The organism is Amygdalobacter indicium (assembly GCF_029101545.1).
Taxonomy (GTDB): Bacteria; Bacillota; Clostridia; order Saccharofermentanales; family Fastidiosipilaceae; genus Amygdalobacter; species Amygdalobacter indicium.
The window spans coordinates 882938-904782 of sequence record NZ_CP118866.1; the positions used below are offsets into that span (position 1 = coordinate 882938).

Annotated in this window: 18 protein-coding genes; 4 read left to right on the top strand and 14 right to left on the bottom strand. The window is 39.5% G+C overall.

Annotated features, from left to right (window positions below; genetic code table 11):
- The first annotated feature begins 490 nt into the window (after window positions 1–490).
- Genes PYS60_RS03690 through PYS60_RS03700 form a run of 3 tightly spaced genes read left to right on the top strand, consistent with a single transcriptional unit; the run spans window position 491 to window position 5257 of the window.
- Window positions 491–2056, top strand: a complete 1566-nt coding sequence (locus PYS60_RS03690) for a lysophospholipid acyltransferase family protein (protein ID WP_315567807.1) — start codon at window positions 491–493, stop codon at window positions 2054–2056.
- A gap of 2 nt (window positions 2057–2058) precedes the next feature.
- Window positions 2059–2961 carry a bifunctional DNA-formamidopyrimidine glycosylase/DNA-(apurinic or apyrimidinic site) lyase gene (gene mutM, locus PYS60_RS03695; RefSeq protein ID WP_315567808.1) on the top strand — a complete coding sequence of 301 codons (903 nt, stop codon included), beginning with the start codon at window positions 2059–2061 and terminating at the stop codon, window positions 2959–2961.
- 49 nt (window positions 2962–3010) lie between these two features.
- Entirely contained in the window at window positions 3011–5257 is a 2247-nt protein-coding gene (locus PYS60_RS03700) for a polysaccharide deacetylase family protein (protein WP_315567810.1), read from the top strand.
- A gap of 16 nt (window positions 5258–5273) precedes the next feature.
- On the opposite strand, the gene PYS60_RS03705 is transcribed toward PYS60_RS03700, so the two are convergent.
- The 10 genes from PYS60_RS03705 to PYS60_RS03750 all read right to left on the bottom strand — a co-directional run bounded on the left by PYS60_RS03705 (window position 5274) and on the right by PYS60_RS03750 (window position 14316).
- Complete coding sequence (locus PYS60_RS03705) at window positions 5274–6368, bottom strand: glycosyltransferase family 2 protein (RefSeq protein ID WP_315567811.1); 1095 nt, start codon at window positions 6366–6368, stop codon at window positions 5274–5276.
- A 17-nt stretch (window positions 6369–6385) separates the two neighbouring features.
- Window positions 6386–7528, bottom strand: a complete 1143-nt coding sequence (locus tag PYS60_RS03710; RefSeq protein ID WP_315567815.1) for a lysylphosphatidylglycerol synthase transmembrane domain-containing protein — start codon at window positions 7526–7528, stop codon at window positions 6386–6388.
- Window positions 7529–7536: 8 nt separating this feature from the next.
- A complete protein-coding gene (locus PYS60_RS03715) occupies window positions 7537–8064 on the bottom strand; it encodes a hypothetical protein (RefSeq protein WP_315567817.1) in 528 nt (175 codons plus the stop codon).
- 262 nt (window positions 8065–8326) lie between these two features.
- Window positions 8327–8920, bottom strand: coding sequence for a 30S ribosomal protein S4 (rpsD, locus tag PYS60_RS03720; protein ID WP_315567818.1), 594 nt, complete (start codon window positions 8918–8920; stop codon window positions 8327–8329).
- A gap of 210 nt (window positions 8921–9130) precedes the next feature.
- Window positions 9131–9583, bottom strand: coding sequence for an SsrA-binding protein SmpB (smpB, locus tag PYS60_RS03725; protein WP_315567820.1), 453 nt, complete (start codon window positions 9581–9583; stop codon window positions 9131–9133).
- A gap of 8 nt (window positions 9584–9591) precedes the next feature.
- A complete protein-coding gene (gene tsaD / locus PYS60_RS03730; protein WP_315567821.1) occupies window positions 9592–10662 on the bottom strand; it encodes a tRNA (adenosine(37)-N6)-threonylcarbamoyltransferase complex transferase subunit TsaD in 1071 nt (356 codons plus the stop codon).
- A 37-nt stretch (window positions 10663–10699) separates the two neighbouring features.
- Complete coding sequence (locus PYS60_RS03735) at window positions 10700–11257, bottom strand: dUTP diphosphatase (protein WP_315567823.1); 558 nt, start codon at window positions 11255–11257, stop codon at window positions 10700–10702.
- A gap of 3 nt (window positions 11258–11260) precedes the next feature.
- Window positions 11261–12037, bottom strand: a complete 777-nt coding sequence (zapA, locus tag PYS60_RS03740; RefSeq protein WP_315567824.1) for a cell division protein ZapA — start codon at window positions 12035–12037, stop codon at window positions 11261–11263.
- Between the two features lie 5 nt (window positions 12038–12042).
- Window positions 12043–12966 carry a ribosomal RNA small subunit methyltransferase A gene (locus tag PYS60_RS03745; RefSeq protein ID WP_315567826.1) on the bottom strand — a complete coding sequence of 308 codons (924 nt, stop codon included), beginning with the start codon at window positions 12964–12966 and terminating at the stop codon, window positions 12043–12045.
- A 15-nt stretch (window positions 12967–12981) separates the two neighbouring features.
- A complete protein-coding gene (locus PYS60_RS03750) occupies window positions 12982–14316 on the bottom strand; it encodes a glucose-6-phosphate isomerase (RefSeq protein ID WP_315567828.1) in 1335 nt (444 codons plus the stop codon).
- A 224-nt stretch (window positions 14317–14540) separates the two neighbouring features.
- Between PYS60_RS03750 and abc-f the strand changes: the two genes are divergently transcribed.
- Complete coding sequence (gene abc-f, locus PYS60_RS03755) at window positions 14541–16571, top strand: ribosomal protection-like ABC-F family protein (RefSeq protein WP_315567830.1); 2031 nt, start codon at window positions 14541–14543, stop codon at window positions 16569–16571.
- 56 nt (window positions 16572–16627) lie between these two features.
- Here the strand turns inward: abc-f and PYS60_RS03760 are convergent, their stop codons facing one another.
- From PYS60_RS03760 to PYS60_RS03775, 4 genes are all read right to left on the bottom strand, one after another.
- Complete coding sequence (locus PYS60_RS03760; protein ID WP_315567832.1) at window positions 16628–18214, bottom strand: aspartate ammonia-lyase; 1587 nt, start codon at window positions 18212–18214, stop codon at window positions 16628–16630.
- 84 nt (window positions 18215–18298) lie between these two features.
- Complete coding sequence (locus tag PYS60_RS03765; RefSeq protein ID WP_315567834.1) at window positions 18299–19225, bottom strand: TatD family hydrolase; 927 nt, start codon at window positions 19223–19225, stop codon at window positions 18299–18301.
- 79 nt (window positions 19226–19304) lie between these two features.
- Window positions 19305–21299, bottom strand: a complete 1995-nt coding sequence (metG, locus tag PYS60_RS03770) for a methionine--tRNA ligase (protein WP_315567835.1) — start codon at window positions 21297–21299, stop codon at window positions 19305–19307.
- Between the two features lie 21 nt (window positions 21300–21320).
- Window positions 21321–21791, bottom strand: coding sequence for a peptidylprolyl isomerase (locus PYS60_RS03775; protein ID WP_315570830.1), 471 nt, complete (start codon window positions 21789–21791; stop codon window positions 21321–21323).
- Window positions 21792–21845 lie beyond the last annotated feature (54 nt).

The following is a 21845-nucleotide window of genomic DNA, read 5'->3' on the forward strand; positions in this document are numbered from 1 at the left end:
ACGTTTCTTAATCAGAAGCGCAAGCTCCAATTACTACATATTGTGGTAAGGCAGCCTTAAAGCACAAATAGAATACCATTCATAGATAAAGTGTGCAAGCAAAGATTGATTTGTAATTTTACAGGAATATTACATAGTGATACAAATTAGATCGTTCCTGCATTTTTTTAACTGCCGTTCGCTTGTAATTAGGCGTTTTTTCTCTTATTAATAAATCTTTTTACCTTTATTTTTGTTAAAAACTTGTAATAATTGACTTACAGCTCTCGGGTGTTCAATACACAATATTGAAAGTATACAGCATTATTGGCAACTGAAGTACTATAAGTTGTGGTCATGCATCACTTATCAATGCCGGTCGAAAAATCACAATTAAAGCCCGCTCATTTCCCTTATTGTCGATTTATTCAAGTAGCAATTAATTAAACAAAACATTATAATAACTAGTACTTATAAAACACTTTAATACACTTTAATTGAGGGTACAGCATTGAAAAGGAATTCAATTTTAATTAAGGCCGGTGAAATAACTAAAGCTAATGCAACAAATTTAGCCAAAATCGGTATGCGTACTTTAACTTTTCGGCGTTCTAAAAAAAGTAAAGCGGCGCCGTCTGCACATATATCGACCTTATTCTATTCATTTTCTTATTTTTTGCTTAGAATATTGGCAAGTATACTATTTGCATATCGCTCACAGCATAATTTTGCCGAAAAAGAACTTAAAGGCCCCAGCATCGTGATTGCACCGCATTCTTCCCTTTTGGATCCGGTATTCGTGATGTTATGTATGGGACCGAAACATAAGTTACATTTCGTAGCCGGTAATTTTTTGCAGGAAGGTCACGGCTTTCTCCCTTGGCTTACGGCCAAAATGAAAACTATTAATATCACCCAGTTCAACAGTGACTTTTTAGCTGTCAAACAAATGATTTCTCTATTACGTAGCGGTGAATCCATCGCTATTTTCCCGGAAGGTGAACGTTCTGCCGACGGAAGACACGAGTTATTTTCCGACGCTTTTATTAAATTGGTACAACGTTCTCACGCAAATTTGATATTTTGTGATCTTGACGGAGCTTTCCTTTCCTGGCCGCGTTGGTCAGGGTATCACGGCTTACGTTTGGGCAAAATTGCCGTCACTGCTTCTCTTGTTTATACGGGGGAAGAAACAGGCGAATTGGAACTTGAAGATATTCGTACTAAAATGACGGAATTACTGCGCGGTACAGACTACCATAATCAACTTGAAAGACGCAACAAGGGTCAAAAAACTTACAGTTATTTCAGTTTCAACCCTGCCGGAGGGTTGGACAATCTCTTATACAGTTGTCCCAATTGCCAGGAGTTTTTATCCATGTATCAGTTAAATCGCACAGCTATCATGTGTTCTTTGTGCAACTTTAAGGCGGAACTGGGCAAAGACGGGTTATTCAAACAAGCTATTAATTTTCCGGCCATCGGTAAAATAAAAATAGGCACAAGTACCAATCCTATTGTTTGGCATATGTGGCAGATAAGGCATACTTCCGTCCGTTACTTGAAGGAACTTGCACCGGATTATCTTTTTCCCAGCAGCGGTAATTGTACAATTGAAACTTTTGACGCCCAACATCACGCTGATTTAATCGCAAAAGATGCCTTGAGTTATTTAGCCTTGGACTGGGCCGGTGAAAAGCCGCGTTTTACCTTTGCTTTTCAAGCTGATTTACCTGCTGAAGTTGCCGCAGAATTTCAACAGGATTTAACGCTGCCCAATGCCCGTTCCGCCTATATGACAACAACGGAGACCGAACGGAAGATTAATAACCTGATTCAAATTACACCGCAGCATTTTGTCTATGAAGATATAAAAACCTATTTGCAATTTTGGCACAAAAACTATCGCATAACTTATTATCCGAATGATGTTAAGTTAGTTTATGTTTACCGTGACTTAATTGAAGGTCTGGGTCAACCTGATTTGGATCCCCGTTTAGCTCGTTGCCATGTAGATGATGCCAAAGATCTGATCAATGATTATAAAATTTTGCGTCAAAAATTGAAGAAGGAATAATTATGCCTGAATTACCGGAGGTGGAGACTATCCGTCAAGGTCTCAATCAACAATTAAGCAACAGTCATTTATGTTCAATTGTCAGACTTGATAATTATTGTTGGCATGATGAAACAAGCAATTTTTCCTTAGCTGCCGATTATAAATTATCTGAATTCGAGCGGCAGGGAAAATATTTATTTGCGCACTTGAAATCTGATACAAGTGCCGAGGATATTACTCTGATTTTTCACCTTCGGATGACCGGAAAACTCATTATCACTTCCACAGTTACCAACTTACCGAAACACAGCCATTTTTATTTTGAGCTGAAGAAAGATCATAAAATTTTGTACCTTTATTTCAACGATGTTAGAAGATTCGGTTATGTTAAACTCCTGCCCCGGCAAAATTTAAGTTTTGATCAAAGTTTAAAGAAATTAGGTTTCGACGCATTAACGCATAAGTTGACCTTAAATGAAAAAGCATTAACGGAAAAAGAGGCGGAAAATGCCTTTATTCAAGGATGCAGACGTCATTTGCACAAAAATATCAAATCTGCTCTGCTGGATCAAAGCATTATCGCCGGTTTAGGTAATATCTATGCTGACGAACTGCTCTTCTCCGCCCGCATCCATCCTGCCAATCTTTGCTGTGATTTAAGCGAAAAAAACTTACAAATTTTATACCGTTCCATTCTACCGTTGCTCAATAAAGCTATCAGTAATCACGGAACATCATTCAGTGATTATGTTGACAGTTGGGGCATTAAAGGGAATTTTCAAAATTATCTGCAAGTTTATCAGCGAACCTCACTTCCCTGCTATAGCTGTAAAACGCCCATAAAGAAATGTAAAATTGCAGGTCGAAGCACACATTTCTGCCCAAAGTGTCAAATTTATTACGGTTCGAATACTCTTACCTGATATAATTGTTTTAGCGATTTTAGTTACACAAAGGAGAATTGTCTCAGATATGCGCACTCATCAAAGTCATTCCGGTGCTATGCCTAATTACGAAGGAACCTGTCGTGCGAGCAATGTACCGGTAAAAAAACGTGAGTCTGCCGTATCGGCCAAAAGTACTTTCAAATCGAATATATCCGCCGGAAAAATCTTAGATAAAATAAAGCATTTATGCCGTTACAAACAAAATAAACAGCTGCAACAGGCTGATAAAAAGGCTAAATTGCTGCAAAACACCATTAAACCGCAGAATACAGAGAATACAGCCGAAGATTTGGAAAAATTATTTCAAACTCACTTATCTCATGCGCCTTTATTGTCACCCGATACTGCTTCTGCGAAAGAATCGGCAGCTGTCCTTGAACCTCAAAGTCTGCAAATTCTCACTTATCGCGGTGTAACAACGCGCAGTAATAAAAAGCAGGCCGAAACTGCTGAAATCGTCAACTCGAAAACTGTTCCCCGCCAAAGTGAATGGGCCGACTTGAAAAATGATTTGCGCAATTTACGACGTGAAAGTCATGCCACCTGGGATTTTTCACAAAAATTATTACAAAAATTTTGGACACGCGGCAAGAATATCAGTTCTAAAGAACAACAGAAACTTGTGCACTCAACGTTCAAACTTACCTGCAAAAATTTCTGTGCAAGTATTATTTTCAACCTTTCCCGGCAATATCAAGCTTGGCGAAAATACTGTCAACACAGTACTTACAATACGCAGGCTCATAACAGCCAACTGGCAAATTTATCTTTTTGGCGTAAATTCTCTGCCCGACGCTGCAGCATAGTACAGACTCTATGCTTTGTATTGGCCGTAATTTTAATTTTCAGTACCATTTTCACTATTCATTATCACCAACTTGCAAGCATAGAAGCAGATAACAATATGCGGCGGGAATTAGATAAAAAGCATGGAATACTGCTCTCGGGTACCGCTCAATGCAAAAAAGCCGAACTTGATCAGATAAATTTACATTTAACTTTTCCGCATTATGATGACAGTTATCTTGACTATAAAATTCAAAGCCGTCTTGACAGTCTTATTCAACCGTACATTCAGGCTGCGAACAAATTACCTCGCCGCAACAGTTTTCGGCAAAAGCCGCTTCTGGTTGTTAATTATGACAGTGCAATTTTGGCCGGTCGCCTGGTCTCTTTAATTTTCACGCTCAATTATTATGAAGGCGGTGCCGCTGCCGACAAACTCAGTGATTTAGCCTACAGCTCACTGTACTACGATTTGCAATATCATAGTGTTTTAACTTTGAAAGATTTACTTTCGGAACGCAATAATATCCTGCAGGAAATTGCCGACAGCTATAATACGATGTACCGTTACGATTTGAAACAGGATTTAGGTTTACAGACCGATCAAATTACTCGGCAAAACTTTTTATTCACTCCGGAAAAGTTGATTTTATTAGTCAATCCCAAACAGAGTCATGCCTCCCTGTTGAACAACAATTCCCGACTCAACTTGGTAAGTAACGGCGGCAGCAGATACATTTATAATAACTATCTCAGCTTGAAATATAATGAAGTAAGTAAATATTTTAATCAACAGAGTGATTTGAAAGTCAGTCTTAAATATGATTCCTGGAAACGTTATCTGGCCAATAAAGATAGCGAAAAACTGTTGCCGTATACACCCGATAGTGAAGGTAATACCGACAGTCCGTACAAATTTTCGGCTCTGACAATTAATAATTTACCGGCGGAAGAAACATTAACAAAACTCTTAAAATTACTCCGCGATAATGCTGCAACTGCCAGCTTTTTCCTGACACCGCAAGAGTTAAATACCGCTAATTTGCCGACTTTACAAAATATTATTTCGCAGGGACATGAAATTGCCCTGTTGTTGGATAATAACTCTTATACACAGGCTCAAATAACTGCTGCAAGCGACTTCCTGAAACAGAAATTACACGCGACGAACAACTATTTGCGCCTCCTTGAGCAGCAAAATAATGCAATTAGAGATGATTTACAGGACTACATTCAGATCAAATGGAATAACTATCCGCGTAGCAAAAATCAAGCAGCTATGATTAAACAGCTGACTTCCAAGCGTGATGCCGGCGATATAATTTGCCTGGACAGTCAAGACGATACATTTATTGCAGTTGTAGATAAAATGTTGGAACAACAGGATAATCAATTCCGTTATGCTGCAGTTACTCAAACTGCTCAAATATACCGGACAAAGTTAACGCCGCAGCAATCACCTTATACAGATATTTCTGCCGATTAGAAAACTTAAGCGGCCGTTAAGCGTTAATAACTCGCAGGCGCCGCAAAAGCTTCAATATCAGCCCGGCCAAACTTAATAAATATTTACAGGCAAAATTCAAGAAAATTACTAAGCGCTTTTTCTTCACATAATGCCATAATTGCGGATCCAAGCGGTTGAAAGCTTCTTTGACTTCCTGCAAAGCTGCAAGATGCTCCGGATTAGGTTGCATAAGATAAATTAATTGACACACCTCATACATTCTGGCCATATGCTTAACTGTCAAATCTCGCAAAATTACCGGCTGCCCTGTCCTGTAACCGAACTTAAGATCTGCAAGCATCGCCTTAATAACTTTTACTTGATGTTGATAATTTTGAATTATTTTCTGTAAATTAACCGACTGTCCTTGACGACCGATATAATACATGTACAAATTAACCGGCAAATAATACATTGTCTCTACTGTTTGCAAAGGAATCAGACTGTAATAGTTATCTTCATAAAAGACGCCTTCAGGTAATGTTAAATGTAAATTTTGCAAGAAATCGCGACGATAACAAAGAGTATGCATAATCAGAAGTTCAGTAAAAGACCATTTCTTTACTTCCTGCCAGGTAAACAATTTATTCGCCGGCAAAACCTGTCTTAATTTATTGTCAATGTAAAAAAACTTATTATTGCGCTCAGTCGGGTATAATTCATTCGCTGTCAATAACGAATGATCCTGACGGTAAACTTGTTTCAAAATTTCCAATGTATAATCTGTAAATATCAAATCGGGCAATTCCGCAGCGGAAGAAAGCTGTTGAATTAATTGCAGCAAGGAATTTAACGGCTCGGCAGCAAAATAATCATCAGAATCCAAAACTTTAACATACAATCCCCGGGACAATTTCATTCCGGCATTGATAGCCGAACCGTGTCCCCCGTTTTCTTTATTAATTAAAATCACACTATCTTGATATTTTTGCACATAGGCAGCTGCAATTGCTGATGTATTATCATTTGAGCCGTCATTAACAATAATTACTTCTATTAATTCAATGTACGGCAGCAAGGAATTTACGGCTCTTTCCAAATACATCTGTGAATTATAGGCAGGGATAATAACAGTTAACAGTTTTCCCATATAAACTTCCTCCTTAACTACTCTTGATCAAGCTTATTAAGATTAGCAGCATTTAATTTGAAATCAACTCTAATAAAACAAATAGTTGTAATAACAGCTGCTATCAGCAAAAAGACATATAAATTAATTACTCTTGTCAATAACAACGCCGGAATTAATTGCTTATCCGGCACAATATTCCCGAATAATTGTAAAAATCCGCCCTCCGTCAAACCGACAGCTCCGGGTGAAGGTACCAAAGAAGCGGCAATATTCAAAACAGCCTGCATCGAGAAACTGTCTTCCAACAACTGCCAGCAATTTTGCGTATTTCCGGCTCTTAACGCCATACAGGCAAAAAAAGGCACGGCCGTGTAAGCTGCCATCTGCACAAGGTGTAAAGCCATAAGTTCCAACAACAAACGCCAATTTTTATTAAACGAAAGCGAGCTGGCAATATAACGCTTGGAAAAATGTAAAAGCTTACGTACTAAATTACGCGGATTTTTAATTAGTTTCTTCCGCATCAACATGCCTAATACAAAACGGAGCGCCGCAACAATAATTTTAGGATTGAAGAACAACAACAATAAAAAAGTCGTAGTTACAATGTACAAAAGATAACCTAAAGGCAGCAAATAAGAAACATAGCCTAAATTCTCCTGCAAATATCCCGATCGGAAGAAACTGACGCAGGCACAATAAAACAACATAGATAAATTGTAAAAAATAGCCAAGGCGATAAAAACGACTGAAGTATAAGACATCGGGATGGACAACTTTTTCAAATAATACATTTGCATCGGCTGACCGCCTGAAGAAGACGGTGTAATATTATTAAAGAAAAAGCCGATAAAAGAAGTGTTAAAAGCCATTTTAAATTTGACTTGTAAAGTAGGCGCGATATAATTCATTACTCTAATAATACTTAAGGCTATACAGCACTGGTGAATCAACATTAACGTAAATCCACCCAATAACCAACGCCAGTCAGCTTGTAATAAAATTGCTTTCATTTCCTTGATACTATAATCTTTGAAGATCATATGCCAAGTTAATGAAAGCATAATAATAAGAATAAATAAACCAATAAGTAAATTTCTTGCAGTCCCGCCTTTGCCGTCATTACGGACATCAGCGAGATTTTCACTTATCAATTTTTCATCCTGCCATTCCTGCATAAACAATATTACTTCTTGAATCCCATTTTATCTGCTAAAGCATTGAACTCGGTCGCTAAAGCCTGCAATTGCATAGCAACATCCTGTTTTTTATAAACATACATAGCACAAACTTTTGAACCTAAAGCTAAAGCCCAGAAAGCAAAAGTCAAAATACTTGCCCGCATAAAAAGAAGTAAGAAGAAATCAATTACCAGAACTAATTTACGATCGGCAAACTTCGCTGTCTTCAAAACATAGGCCAATACTACCAGTTTTACTATATATTCAATAACCAGCACTGCAACAGGAACACCGAAAGGAATCAGTGCAACCGGTAAAACTGCAGCAAAAAATCCTAAAACAGCCGAAGAAAAAGTGAAGACTAAAAGTGAAAATACCGTAAACACTATCCAGAGTATACCGTATATCATGTTAAAAGTCTTATAGTTACCGGCTAAAATACCCCACACCGTTGTATTGCTGCTACTGTCAGCATTATGTTGCAACTCTTCTGAAAAAAGCGGCTCATTACCGTTTTGATTTTGCTCGGACATATCTACCTCCAACAAAAATTAGCAGTATTCTGCAATATTTTCGCATAGTATAGCATATAGGAGCTGTAAAGTCTATTTATATCCCTAATTTTCGGGATTTTAAGAAAGTTTAAGGGGTTTTATAAATTACTTGTTATGCAAAAAGCTATTATTATCCTGTTTCTTCTGCGCCGGCAGAAGTTGCTCCGTTTCCGGCTTAAGGTATAAAAAAGCGGCTTAGCCACAATATAGTGGTCAAGCCGCAAAATTGATACTGTTTGCACTATCTGCTGTAGAACTCAATGATCTGACGATCGTTAACTTCCACCGGAATTTCTTCTCTTTCAGGTAAACGAGTGAACTTAGCACTGAGCTCTTCCGTATTACGTTCAATGTACGGTACGCTGAAACCGCCGAACTCTCTGAAGTTATTGCAGAAGACTTCGACCTTGCGTGAAGACTCATGTAAAGCGATAACATCACCCGGTTTAACTTGATAAGAAGGAATATCAATTCTCTTACCGTTGACAATAATATGTCCGTGGCTGACTAATTGTCTGGCCATACGAATAGAATTGGCAAAGCCGATACGATAAACCAAGTTATCCAATCTGCTCTCCAACAAGCGCAGCAAAGCTGTACCTGTCTGCTCGGAAGAACGCAAAGCTTCTTCATAATAACGCACCAATTGTTTCTCGAAGATATTGTAATAAATCTTCAACTTCTGCTTCTCCAGCATCTGCACACGATATTCAGTCGGTTTCGTACGACGCAAATTACCGTGAGTGCTGACGCGCTTCATTGCCTTGGGGTTACCGATAGCATTAACGCCAACCCAACGGCATTCCTTAAAACGTGGACCTCTTCTTGTTGCCATGTTTTCTCCTTAAAAGAATACGTAAATTTCACACCGGGCATTTACATAGGGATGTGATAAAACAGACTTGCTGTGTTGAACTTAGCTTAACTTATAATAAGCATATCCAAACTTTCCTACCTAAAATTGTCTGAACAATAAAATGCTTAAATATTTTAGCAAAAATCATCTTTTGTTGTCAAGCGAATTGGCCGCACACCGCGCTGCCGCTCAAAAATTTCTCGTCATTTCACGCGCAATCGTTTTCGCTTTCAAAGTCTCCCGCTTATCATACAATTTTTTACCTTGAGCAAGAGCCAATTCCAATTTCAGACGATTGTGTTTAAAGTACAATTTCAGCGGTATAAGAGTTAAACCGGAAGTTTTTATTTTGCCGGCCAATTTATTAATTTCCCGCCGATGCAACAACAATTTTTTCGGTCTCAGAGGATCACAATTAAATATATTTCCCTGTTCATACGGACTTATTTGCCACGAATAAAGCCATATTTCTCCATCTTTAATTTGAGCATAAGCTTCCTGTAAAGATGTATTCGCAGCCCTGATCGATTTTACTTCCGTTCCGCGCAAAACTACGCCGCACTCATAAGTATCAATGATATTATAATCATGCTTTGCCCGGCGATTATAGGCTACCTGTTTAATTCCCGTAACTTCCGTCATACAACCACCTATATCTTTTTTCTCACGTTAATTTGCGGCAAAGATTTCCACTGATCCAATGACCAGGACGGATAAGCGTTTAAAGTACTGTCTGTCGGTTTCACCCCACTCAATATAAGATAATAGGCAGCCGCACCGATCATCGCACCGTTGTCTGTACATAATATCCTGTCCGGGCAAGTAAAATCAACCTTATTTTTACGGCACATAGCAGCTAAAGCTTCTCTTAAGTGCGTATTGGCCGCAACACCGCCGGCTAAAGCAAAGCGCCGAGCTTGAGTTAATTTCAAAGCTTTCTCGGAATGTTTTACTAAAGTTCTGATAATAGCAGCCTGAAAGGAGGCGGCAAAATCATTAATATTTAATAAATCCGTCCAATTAATTCCTTTCTGCTCTGCTTGCATCTTGGCACGATTAATGTAGGTCAAAGCAGCTGTTTTCAAGCCGCTGAAGGAAAAATCCAAAGCATTTTGCAAGTGACTTTCCGGAAATTCATACCTGGTACTGTCACCTGCAAAAGATAACTTATCAATCTGCGGGCCGCCGGGATAAGGTAAACCCAAAGCTCGAGCAATTTTGTCAAAAGCTTCACCGCAGGCATCATCTAAAGTCCGACCTAATATTTGGAAATTATATTCTTTATCCATCGTCACTAAATGGCTGTGACCGCCTGAAACTATCAGGCCCGTATACGGGACATCAAAATTCGGATCACATAAAAAGTTGGCACAAATATGTCCGGCTAAATGATGTATCGGATAAAGCGGTTTGTTATAAGCATAAGCTAAAGCTTTAGCGGCACTGACGCCGACCAATAAAGAACCTGCTAAACCCGGGCCGGCAGTAACCGCCACGGCAGCAATATCTTCCATGGTACAGGCTGCCTGCGCCAAAGCCTCGGCAATAACTGCCGTAATAACTTTAACATGCTCTCTGGCTGCAATTTCCGGCACAACTCCGCCGAATTGGCTTTGTAAATCAGCTGACGAAGCTATCACATTTGCTAAAATTTCTCTACCGTCTTTTACTACCGCTACACTTGTCTCATCACACGAAGACTCGAAGGCTAATATATTCATTTTTTCACTTCTTTCCCGTCAATAATCATTCCTGCAGCTATTTTACTCCACTGTGACCGAAACCGCCCTGACGATCAAATTCCGCTTCTTCCGCATTTTCCGTCCATTGAGCTTGATATATGGGGACAAGAATCAACTGAGCTATTCTGTCTCCCCGACAAATTTTATAAGCACCGTGGGGTGTTGATTTAACGTTCAAATCATATAATGGTATTTTACCATACGGACTTTCTAAAGTTTTTAAAGGTACCTCGGCCGGGTCATTATATGCAATTAAGGCCGCTTGCGAAAGATTACGCATAATTATCTTTATTTCGTCACGATAGCCTGAATCAATCGTTCCCGGACTATTGGCAATATGCAGATTGGTTTTAAGACTCAGGCCGCTTCTCGGTCTAACTTCCAAAGCGTAATTTTCAGGCAAAACAACACTTAAACCCGTAGCGATTAAAATTGTCTGTCCGGGTAAAATTATATAATCCGCCGCCGCACAAACATCCATCCCCATATCGCCTCTATGGCGATAAAAAGGTAACTGCAAATCTTTCGGGAAATCTTTTATACCGACTTCAACAATTTTAATGTTACTGCTCATAAACTATTCCTTTCTCAGCAAGTCGCTAAAAGTAATTTGTTCTCTCCGACTTAGTTGATCTTCGTCTTTTTCACCTTCAAGCAATTGGAGAATTATCTTTCGGAAGTTATCCGCTCCGCAAGCCGGATCATTTTTATAAAGACTGAAGCGTTCCGCAATTTGACTGAAAACTTCTGCTAAAGCTGTCAGCTTCTGCTTATATTGCTGAATTTTTCTTTCAGCAACGGCAACCTGATCTTTGAGTTCTTTATTAATCAGCAAGCAATCGGCAGCTACCTGCTCCTGTTCGCGTAATTTGAATGTCATATCGGCTTTTTCATCCAGAACATTCATTAAACACAAGGTAAGAATTGTTTGCTTATCACCGGTTTTTAATTGCCGTTTGACATCTTTAATCAATAAGTTGGCTTCCTGCGCAATAGTTTTCATATATTCGACATCAGCATCGGCGCTCACTTGATAAAACTGATTGGCAATGCATAAAGTAATTGTGCTTCGAGGGCAGGAAGTGCGTTGTTTAATATCCAACTTAGGATTATTGCTTACCGTGTTTTGTGACTTATCTACAGAATTAATTGCCTTTTTCACAATATCAGGTAATTCCGTAGAAAAATTACGTTTAGCGGCAAGGTTTTCATCTTTAGACTCTATGGCAGTTTGTAAGGCAGATTGAACTATATCCGGTATTACCGGGCGGATAACGCCGATATCCTTGGCCGGCGGATATTCCTGCCAAGCAATTTGCTTAGCTGTCAATTCCTCTTTTTTGTGTTTCTGCATATTATTTATCCGTTTTTCGCTTCAAACAATTCACAGGCTATTTGCCAAAGTTCCTGCGGCGTCAATTCTTCCGCTCTGACAGTCAAAGGCAAACCTGCCTTCAATAATATAGCCGATAATTGTTCATTCGGCAAAGTTGAAAAACAATTGCGTATTTGTTTACGACGATTTTGGAATGCTGTTTGTAAAAAGTCAATAAAATAGAGCCACAATTTTTGATCTCGTATTGAATTTTGCCGGGGAAAATAAATATCCGACTTTTCTTCTCCGCCTTTTTCAGTTGTCATAATCAAAAATTCATTGTCGACATGCGGCACGGGAAAAAATGCCTGACGCGATATTTTATAACGTTCAGCACTCCGAAACAGCATTTGAGTGATTACAGCCTGTAAACCGTATAACTTCGCTTGATAATTAGTTCGGCCCGGAGGCGGACAAAGGAGACGGTTAATTGCCTCTTTTTGCAGCATTAAAGCTAAAATGCCGATTTTTTCGCCCAATTCACGATAAATCTTATTAATCAATTCTCGTGTTAAAGAATAAGGCAAATTAGAAACTACCGCTACTTTTTCAAATCGGGCAAAAAGCTGCGTCCAATCGGCAGCCAACGCATCGGTAAATGATAAGTGCAGACGTCCTTGGGCTAAGCTTTCAGCGAATCTTAAGTTCAAGAAAGTTTCCAAGGTTTTATCTATTTCATAAGCATAAACTGTAACATTGCGATTCAGCAATGCTGCCGTCAACGCACCGCCGCCGACACCGATTTCCAGAACAGCCATGTTATCCGTCAAATCGATTTTATCAACCAATTTGCCGGCATCTTCACAATATCTTAAGAAATTTTGCCCCCAACTTTTTCTGAAATTATGGGCAAGATTAGCAAGATATCCGGCATCGGGCGTCTTATTTTGCTTCAAATTCGTCTGCACTTTATCATCCAATCATTATTTATTCAAACGTGCTTCCAAAATTTCTTTTTGTTTTTCAAATCCGGGCTTACCGATTAAAGCATACATATTCTGTTTATAATGCTCTACACCCGGCTGATTAAACGGATTAACAGCATTGAGATAGCCGCTCAAGCCACAGGCATATTCGAAGAAATAAAGTAATTGTCCCAATTCGTTTTCAGAAATTTTGTCTAAGGTAATTAAGCTGTTCGGGACACCGCCGTCAGCATGGGCTAAGGACGTACCCAACATAGCATTGTGATTAACTTCCTGCAAATTTTTATTGGACAGGAAATTCAAACCGTCAATATTTTGCGGATCATCAGGAATCAGGCAGACACTGTTACTATTATTAATCCACAACACCGTTTCGAACAAGTTACGGGACCCTTCCTGAATAAACTGCCCCATACTGTGTAAATCGGTTGTATTACTTACAGCAGCCGGGAAAATACCGCGCTTGAATTTACCTTCACTTTCGCCGTATAACTGTTTCCACCATTCCGATAAATAATTCAAGCGTAAATCATAGTTGACCAAAATTTCAATAGCTTTACCCTGTCTATACAAGCTATTGCGCAAAGCGGCATATTTCCAAGCCGGGTTGCTCAAATCTTTAGTTTCAGCGCAAATTTTCTGCATTTGCCCGGCTCCGGCCAACAGCTCTTCGACATTAACTCCGCTTACAGCTAACGGGAAAAGACCGACAGCCGTTAAAACAGTAAAACGTCCGCCCACGTTATCGGGAACAACGAATGTTTGGTAACCCTTTTCCGTAGCAAATTTTTTCAAAGCACCTTTATGCGCATCAGTTGTCGCAAAAATTAAAGATTTCGCCTTTTCACTGCCGACCTGTTTTTCTAATAAGGAACGCAAAATTCTGAAGCTTACTGCCGGTTCTGTTGTTGTACCGGACTTGGAAATAACATTGATGGCAAAGCGTTTATCTTTAAGGTATGCCAACAATTCATTCATGTAATCACCGGACAATTGGAAGCCGGCATAAATAATTTCCGGGCTATTCTTAATTTGGCCTGTAAGAGATTGAGCAAAGGCTGAATGAACGGCACGAGCACCCAAATAAGAACCGCCGATACCGATAACTACAAGGCAATCAACTTCCCGACGCAATCTCGCTGCACATTCCTTAATTTTTTGTAATTCCGCTTTGTCGTATTCAGTCGGCAAATTGACCCAACCTAAGAAATCTGCACCTAAATTCGTACCGTCGTGTAAAGCACAATCAGCTATTTTTAATTGTGCCTGTAAAGCTTCCAACTCTCCGTCAGACAAAAAACTCGCAGCATTTTTGCAGTTAAACTTTAACATGAAACAACCTTCTTTCTCAAATTTTCATGTACATTATCCGATTACTCGGCCTTACTTATTAATCATCGGCTTAATTACATATCAGCCAACTAGATAATTATAACAGTTTACCGCCCCTATTGCTGTAATTTTTTCTAAAACAGAAATTTATAACAGTAAATATAGCCGATTATTTGCCCCTTTCTGCAGCTGTGCAGGTATTGATTTGATGTTATAATTACGTCATGAGTTTGATAAATTTACAAGAAGTTAATTTAGCTTTTAATGAGCAGGTAATATTCGATCAGGCCGATTTAACCATTGATGCCGGATATAAGTATGCACTTGTCGGCTTAAACGGTTCCGGTAAGTCTACTTTTTTTAAGTTATTGTGTCGTGAAATTTTACCGGACAGCGGTAAAATAAATCAAGCTAAAAATTGTATCATAAGTTACTTAGGCCAACATTCCTTACAAGCTTTAGATAAACTGGCTCATGTCTATGATAATCCGGAATTGACTGCTGTTGAAACTGAAATGAATGAATTGAGTCAATTGATAGCCGCAGCCGATAAAAAAGCCGAAAATGACAAAGATTTACCCGTCCTGCTGAAACGGTATACGGAAACTCAAGCTGAATTTGAACGCCTGGGAGGATATGGTTTTACAGCTTCTATTAAGGCTGCTCTGGCCGGATTGAATTTACCGACAGAATTAATCGAACAGGCACCGATTACTCTTTCCGGCGGTGAAAAAATGAAAGTAGCTTTAGCTCATTGTCTATTACGACCGGCGGATTTAATTTTGCTGGATGAACCGACGAACCACTTGGATTTACTTAGTTGTGATTGGCTGGCCGATTTTATCAAAAAATCCAAAAAGACTTTTATTGTTGTCAGTCATGATCGCTATTTTCTTGATCGTATAAGTGATAAAACCATTATGTTGGAGGGACATAAATTCACCGTATATTCCGGCAATTATACGCAAGCGCGGAAATTAGCTGATGAACAAAAACAAATTCAGGCTAAAGAATTGGAACGTTTAAATGAAAAGCTCAATATAGAAACTGCTGTTAAACAAACCTTTCTTTCCCATCGTAATATCAGCGGTTATCATCAAAGAGAAAAAGTTGTAAATAGCTTAAATGCCAAAATAAAGCAGCTTAAAGAACAGCAAATCGGGGAAAAACACTTAAAATTCAGTTTTAATCAACCGTCATCTTTGGGTGAAAAAGATTACAAACGTTTACTTGTCTCGGTGAAAGATTTAAGTAAAAAATTCGATAAGCAACTTTTTCAGCATCTGGATTTTTCCTTGAAAGCGAATGAAAAAGCAGCTTTAATCGGACGTAACGGCACAGGTAAAACCACTTTATTAAAAATCCTTTTGGGAGAAGAACTGCCTGATAGCGGCGAAATTAAACTTTACGGGGATTTACAAATAGCTTATATGGGACAAATCATTAATTTCCCCGATCCTTCTCAAAGTTTGCTGGATTATCTTATGCACGATAATACCATACCCGAACGCTATATCAGAGCGCAATTGGCGAATTACGGTTTTGACAGCAGCATGATTGATAAACCTCTTCGTATTTTATCCGGCGGTGAAAGACATAGAATTTTTTTGGCAAAATTGATCAACGCTCACCCGGATATTTTATTTCTGGATGAACCGACCAATCATCTTGATCTTTATTCTATAGAACGTTTGGAAAATGCCCTGCAAAATTATGCCGGGGCTTTAGTAGTGGTTAGTCATGACCGCTATTTTGTCGAGAAAATTGCCAATAAAATCTACGGTTTTGTCGATTGTCGCCTGAAAGAATATGCTTCTTACGAAGAATGGTGGAAAACGTACTTGTCTTCTCTGAATTCGAGTAACATTGATTCTTTAAGTAAAGAAAAATCGCTGTCTGCAACTAAAACTACAAGTTCCGCGGTCGTTAAAGAACGAAAAGCAACTGACAGCAATTGGAATAAAGGTAAAATTCGGGCTTTAAAAGTCCAGGCACAGAATAACTTAAATACGGTTCTGCAACTATTAACCCGAAATGAGCAGTTTAATCAAACTTTTTTACAAAATACGGATAATACGCCTCAGTCCTACGAAGATTACAATCTGCGCCTCCAATTGGGAGAAAAAGCGGAGGAACTGTATTTAGAATTAAGTGAAGAATTGGAAAAAGATGAAGCCTGTTCCTGGGCGGAAGTTCAAGCTTACAATGCAAATCTGGAGAAAACTATAAGTAACTTGGAAAAATTACTCAAATAAATAACCCTCAGGCTGCAACTTGCAACCTGAGGGAAATAGTTTTAATCCGGCTTTCATTAATGCTTGTTTTTCAAATGATAATGTTTTTGCCATTCACTTGTATCGCCGCTGATTCCCGGTCCGGTCATGTTTTGCGGATTCATTAAAGTTTCTAACTGCTTAGAACTCAACAACTTATTCTCCAAAATCAATTCGCCGACCTGTCTGCCGGTTTTTTGCGCTTCTTTAGCAATCTTGGCAGCATTTTTATAACCGATATAAGGATTAAGTGCAGTAACTATGCCGATGGAATGATTGACCAGATCCCGACAACGTTCTTCATTCACACTTATACCGTTAATACAATTGTCAATCAAAGTTCTGACAGCATGCGTTAAAGTTTCCGCCGATTGGAATAAGTTATAAAAAATAACCGGTTCAAAAGCATTCAATTCCATTTGTCCGGCTTCACAAGCTAAAGTAATAGTTGTATCGTTGCCTATAATATTAAATGCTACCTGATTAACCACTTCCGGGATTACCGGATTAACTTTTCCGGGCATTATTGAAGAGCCGTTTTGCATCGACGGTAAATTAATCTCGGCAAAGCCGCAACGCGGTCCGCTGCTCAACAAACGTAAATCATTACACATTTTTGATAAATTAACGGCACATGTCTTGATAATTCCGGACGCTTCCACATAACCGTCCAGATTTTGCGTAGCATCTACTAAATTTTCCGCCTGTCTCAAAGGCAGATGCGAAATAGCGACAATATTCGGCACGATATTATTAACATAATTAATATCAGCATTTAAGCCCGTACCGATCGCCGTACCGCCCATAGGCAAATCTGCCAAGCAGGAAACGGCTTTATCAAATCTCTTGATATCTCTTTGTACAGCTGCAGCATAAGCCGAAAATTCCTGGCCTAAACGAATAGGTACGGCATCCTGTAACTGTGTACGTCCCATTTTCAGAACGTTATCAAATTCTTTCGCTTTGGCCTGCAAAGCAGAAGCTAAATCATTTAAAGCTTTCTGTGCTTCCAAAATCAGTTTAATGGCCGTCATTTTGCCGCAGCTGGGAAATACATCATTAGTCGACTGCGCGAAATTAACGTGGTCATTGGGATGAACAATAGAATAATCGCCTTTTTCGCCTCCCAAAATTTCAATGGCACGATTGGCAATTACCTCATTGGCATTCATATTCAGCGACGTACCGGCACCGCCTTGAATCGGATCAACAATGAATTGATCATGTAGATAACCGGCAACTATTTCATCACAAGCCTGACTGATAGCAGTTGCCCGCTCCTCATCCAAACGGCCGGCAGTATAGTTAGTTATAGCTGCTGCTTTCTTAATCTCAGCGACAGAATCGATTAAATAACGATGCATTCTCATGCCGGTAATAGGGAAATTAATTGCACCGCGCAAAGTCTGGACACCATAATAAGCGTTCTTGGCAACTTTCTTTTCGCCGATTGAATCACTTTCCAAACGATAAGCAAAATCAGGTTTTTTTTCTTGTTTGCTTAAAATTACTCCGATTGCCAAGTTAGCCTGTTCTTCCGGTTTATGCCAATCTGACGGAATATTAGCTTCATTAAATGTATTGTGTAATAACTTCTCAACAACTTCCTGCTTAAAATCACTCATTTCTTACCTACCTGTCAGCAAATCTTTTTGTATAATTTACTAAGATTACTAATAAATTATAGGTCTTAATTTGTGAAAATCAACCTAATTAATGCCGAAAAGTCGAACTGCATTATCGTATATTACTCTTGCCGCCTCTTCCGGCGCTACGTTCTTAATTTCAGCAATTTTTTGCAAAACAAGTTTTACATTCGCCGGTTCATTTCTTTCTCCTCTGAAAGGTTCAGGGGTAAGATATGGTGCGTCAGTTTCTATTAATATCCGGCTTAGAGGACAATACTCTATAACTTCCGGCGCCACTCTGGCATTTTTAAAAGTTATCGGGCCGTCAAATCCCAAGTAAAATCCCATTTCCAATAAACGTTTGGCAAATTCTTTGGAACCGGAATAACAATGAATCACACCGGGCGAAGATAGCAACAAATTATTTTTAAAAGCAGACTGTAATATATCTAAAGTATCACTGAAAGCTTCCCGCGTATGGATACTCAAAGGTAATTTAAGTTCTGCAGCCCATGCCAGCTGCTCGTAAAAAGCGCGTTTTTGTAAGGCGCGCGGGGAATTATCGTAATAGTAATCCAAGCCTATCTCCCCTACGGCTGCCAAAATAGGTTTGCCGGAATCGCTAACAAATCGATCAGCTGAATTATCCGAGGAAGTCCGAGCGACAAGAGAAAATTCGCCGGCCAGTTTTACCAATTCTGCATAACCGTTATTCAAGCAATAATCCTCCGCCGCATGCGGATGATAGCCTAAAGCATACCGTACCAGCTTCTTTTCCTGCGCAGACAAAGAAGCATGGAAACTTAAAGTTCTTTTGCATGATTGCAAGTCGTCACAAGGCAACAGCATCTGTTTGATATTCGCCGCATGTGCTCGGGCTATAACGCTATGATAATCGGCTTGAAATTCCGGGTCATGAATATGGGTATGGCTGTCATAAGCCGGAAGATTATTAATAATAAAATTACGAGCGGCAACTTGAGCCGCATGTTGTTTTTCTTTACTCATATATTCCTCCGGGCGAATAAAATTAAAGAAATAACCGAAGGCTGGGCAGCAACTCCGGTTATTTTATCTTTGCTTAAACTCAAGCTATAATTGCTCCGTCCTGAACTTTATCGGCAACTGTCAATAAACGGATGCTGCCATCAGGATTTTCTGCCGTCAAAAGCATCGCTTCGGAAACAATTCCTTTTAACTTACGCGCCGGTAAATTACACAACAGGACTACCTGCTTGCCGAGCATCTCCTCCGGCGTATAATATCGGGCAATACCTGAAACGACACTGAGCAAACGGTCATTACCGATATTAATTGTTTCATGCAACAATTTATCCGATTTGGCAACTCTTTCACATTTAACTACCGTACCGATACGCAGTTCCAATTTGGCAAAATCACTCAACTCTACAGTCTGTTTCTCCTCCGATTCGGATTGAACTTTTGCAGCAGTTTGTTTTTCCGGCTCCTGTTTGGCCTGAGCAGCTGCTTTTTGAGCTTCCAGCAAGCCGTTAAGGTAGTCGATTTCCTTCTTCATATCCAAGCGCGGGAAAATCGGTTCGCTGGTCTGCAAAGTCCCTTGACAGGAGAAATTATGCCAACTGCCGACCTCTTTGAATTGCGCAATTAAATTCGTTTTGTCCGTCGCCTGACCCAATCCGCTCAATATACGCAACATGGAAGACGGCATAGCCGGATATAAACACAAGGCTATTTGCCGCAAAGTCTCCAACAAATGCAATATAACGGATAAAAGTTCTGCCTTTTTATCTTCCTGCTTAGCTAAAACCCAGGGAGAAGTTTCGTCGATATACTTATTTGCGCGTTGGATTAAAACAAATATCGCCGCCAAGCTGTTGGAATACTGATTTTCCTTGAAGCAGCGATGATAAATACTTATTTGTTTAACCAAAGTCTGCTCCAAATCAGCATCAAAAGCAGTCGCTTCGGGCTTTAAATCCTGCGGTATTTCTCCGGCAAAATATTTCACAAACATAGCTAAACTGCGTGAATAGAGATTCCCCAGATCATTAGCCAAATTAATATTAATACGTTCAATCAAAGATTCATTAGAGAAGTGTCCGTCCGCCCCGTACGGTAATTCACTCAACAAATAATAACGAATAGCATCGACTCCGTAACGCTGCGTCAAGATCAAAGGATCAACAACATTGCCTTTTGATTTACTCATCTTGTCATCTTTGAACATCAACCAACCGTGTGCATACAGCTTTTTCGGCAAAGGCAAATTCAGGGCCATTAATAAAGCCGGCCAAATAATAGCGTGAAAACGCACAATATCTTTACCCAGTAATTGCAAAGAATTTTGCCAAATGTCCGGCAGTGTCTGCCGCTCATCCGGATAATGCAAAGCCGTAATATAATTACTCAAAGCATCAATCCAAACGTAAATAACATGCTTAGGATCAAAAGGTACCGGCACTCCCCACTTAAAAGAAGTACGCGAAACGGCCAGATCCTGCAAACCCGGTTCAATGAAATTTTTCACCATCTCATTAACTCTGGCTGTCGGAACCAAAAAATCCGGTCTTTCTTTGTAAAGCTGCAAAAGTCGGTCCTGATATTTGGACAAACGGAAAAAATAGCATTCTTCCTGTGCCGTTTCAACCGGACGATTACAATCAGGGCACAAATTTCCCGCAAGGAGCTGTGTTCCCGTCCAAAAAGTTTCGCAAGGTGTGCAATACCAACCTTGATAAGCGCCCTTGTAAATATCGCCCTGATCATACAATTTTTGGAATATCATCTGCACCCGTCGGCAATGGTCTTCATCAACGGTACGAATATAATAATCGTAAGAGATATCTAAACTTCGCCATAATTCTTTAATCCAGGCAACAACTTCATCCGTAAAAGCCCGAGGCGCCAAATGTCTTTCAGTCGCCTTTTTCTCAATTTTTTGTCCGTGCTCGTCCGTTCCTGTTAAAAAGAACACTTCTTTACCGCGCAAACGTTCATAACGAGCTATATAATCCGCCAGCACCGTTGTATAACTGTTACCGATATGCAACTTATTACTGGGATAATAAATCGGAGTTGAAATGTAAAATTTATCACTCATAATTGCTCTTCTACACCTTACTTAAATTTTTTCAGGTTCGCCCAAGTCAACATTTCCTACTACGTAAATATGACTCATTACCTGATTTTGCAAAGGCCGATCCTGATAGTCTACCTGAGTTTCCGCAATTCTGTCCAAGCAGGCAGTTGTACCGACTAAACGTCCGAAAGCTGCATATTGTCCGTCTAAATGAGGAGCAGCGGCATGCATAATAAAAAATTGTGAACCGGCAGAATCCGGACTCATAGCTCGAGCCATGGAAATTACACCACGTTCATGCTGCAACGGGTTTTGATAATTATTGCTTCTGAATTCACCTTTTATGCAATATCCCGGGCCTCCCATTCCCGTACCTTCAGGACAACCGCCTTGAATCATAAAACCTTTGATAACTCGGTGAAAGATCAAGCCGTCATAAAATCCTTTTTTTACCAAGCTGATGAAATTTTTTACCGTATTGGGAGCTAAATGCGGATAAAGTTCCAATTCCATATAATTCGTCGGGGCAAGCTCAGCTTGTAAATCAGCAGCTTCCTGCAAATTCAA

Bases quoted from the DNA above. Each gene is read 5' to 3' on its own strand.
- mutM (WP_315567808.1), top strand. From the start codon at position 2,059: ATGCCTGAATTACCGGAGGTGGAGACTATCCGTCAAGGTCTCAATCAA.
- PYS60_RS03700 (WP_315567810.1), top strand. From the start codon at position 3,011: ATGCGCACTCATCAAAGTCATTCCGGTGCTATGCCTAATTACGAAGGA.
- PYS60_RS03705 (WP_315567811.1), bottom strand. From the start codon at position 6,368: ATGGGAAAACTGTTAACTGTTATTATCCCTGCCTATAATTCACAGATG.
- PYS60_RS03710 (WP_315567815.1), bottom strand. From the start codon at position 7,528: ATGCAGGAATGGCAGGATGAAAAATTGATAAGTGAAAATCTCGCTGAT.
- PYS60_RS03715 (WP_315567817.1), bottom strand. From the start codon at position 8,064: ATGTCCGAGCAAAATCAAAACGGTAATGAGCCGCTTTTTTCAGAAGAG.
- rpsD (WP_315567818.1), bottom strand. From the start codon at position 8,920: ATGGCAACAAGAAGAGGTCCACGTTTTAAGGAATGCCGTTGGGTTGGC.
- smpB (WP_315567820.1), bottom strand. From the start codon at position 9,583: ATGACGGAAGTTACGGGAATTAAACAGGTAGCCTATAATCGCCGGGCA.
- tsaD (WP_315567821.1), bottom strand. From the start codon at position 10,662: ATGAATATATTAGCCTTCGAGTCTTCGTGTGATGAGACAAGTGTAGCG.
- PYS60_RS03735 (WP_315567823.1), bottom strand. From the start codon at position 11,257: ATGAGCAGTAACATTAAAATTGTTGAAGTCGGTATAAAAGATTTCCCG.
- zapA (WP_315567824.1), bottom strand. From the start codon at position 12,037: ATGCAGAAACACAAAAAAGAGGAATTGACAGCTAAGCAAATTGCTTGG.
- PYS60_RS03750 (WP_315567828.1), bottom strand. From the start codon at position 14,316: ATGTTAAAGTTTAACTGCAAAAATGCTGCGAGTTTTTTGTCTGACGGA.
- abc-f (WP_315567830.1), top strand. From the start codon at position 14,541: ATGAGTTTGATAAATTTACAAGAAGTTAATTTAGCTTTTAATGAGCAG.
- PYS60_RS03760 (WP_315567832.1), bottom strand. From the start codon at position 18,214: ATGAGTGATTTTAAGCAGGAAGTTGTTGAGAAGTTATTACACAATACA.
- PYS60_RS03765 (WP_315567834.1), bottom strand. From the start codon at position 19,225: ATGAGTAAAGAAAAACAACATGCGGCTCAAGTTGCCGCTCGTAATTTT.
- metG (WP_315567835.1), bottom strand. From the start codon at position 21,299: ATGAGTGATAAATTTTACATTTCAACTCCGATTTATTATCCCAGTAAT.
- PYS60_RS03775 (WP_315570830.1), bottom strand. From the start codon at position 21,791: ATGGAATTGGAACTTTATCCGCATTTAGCTCCCAATACGGTAAAAAAT.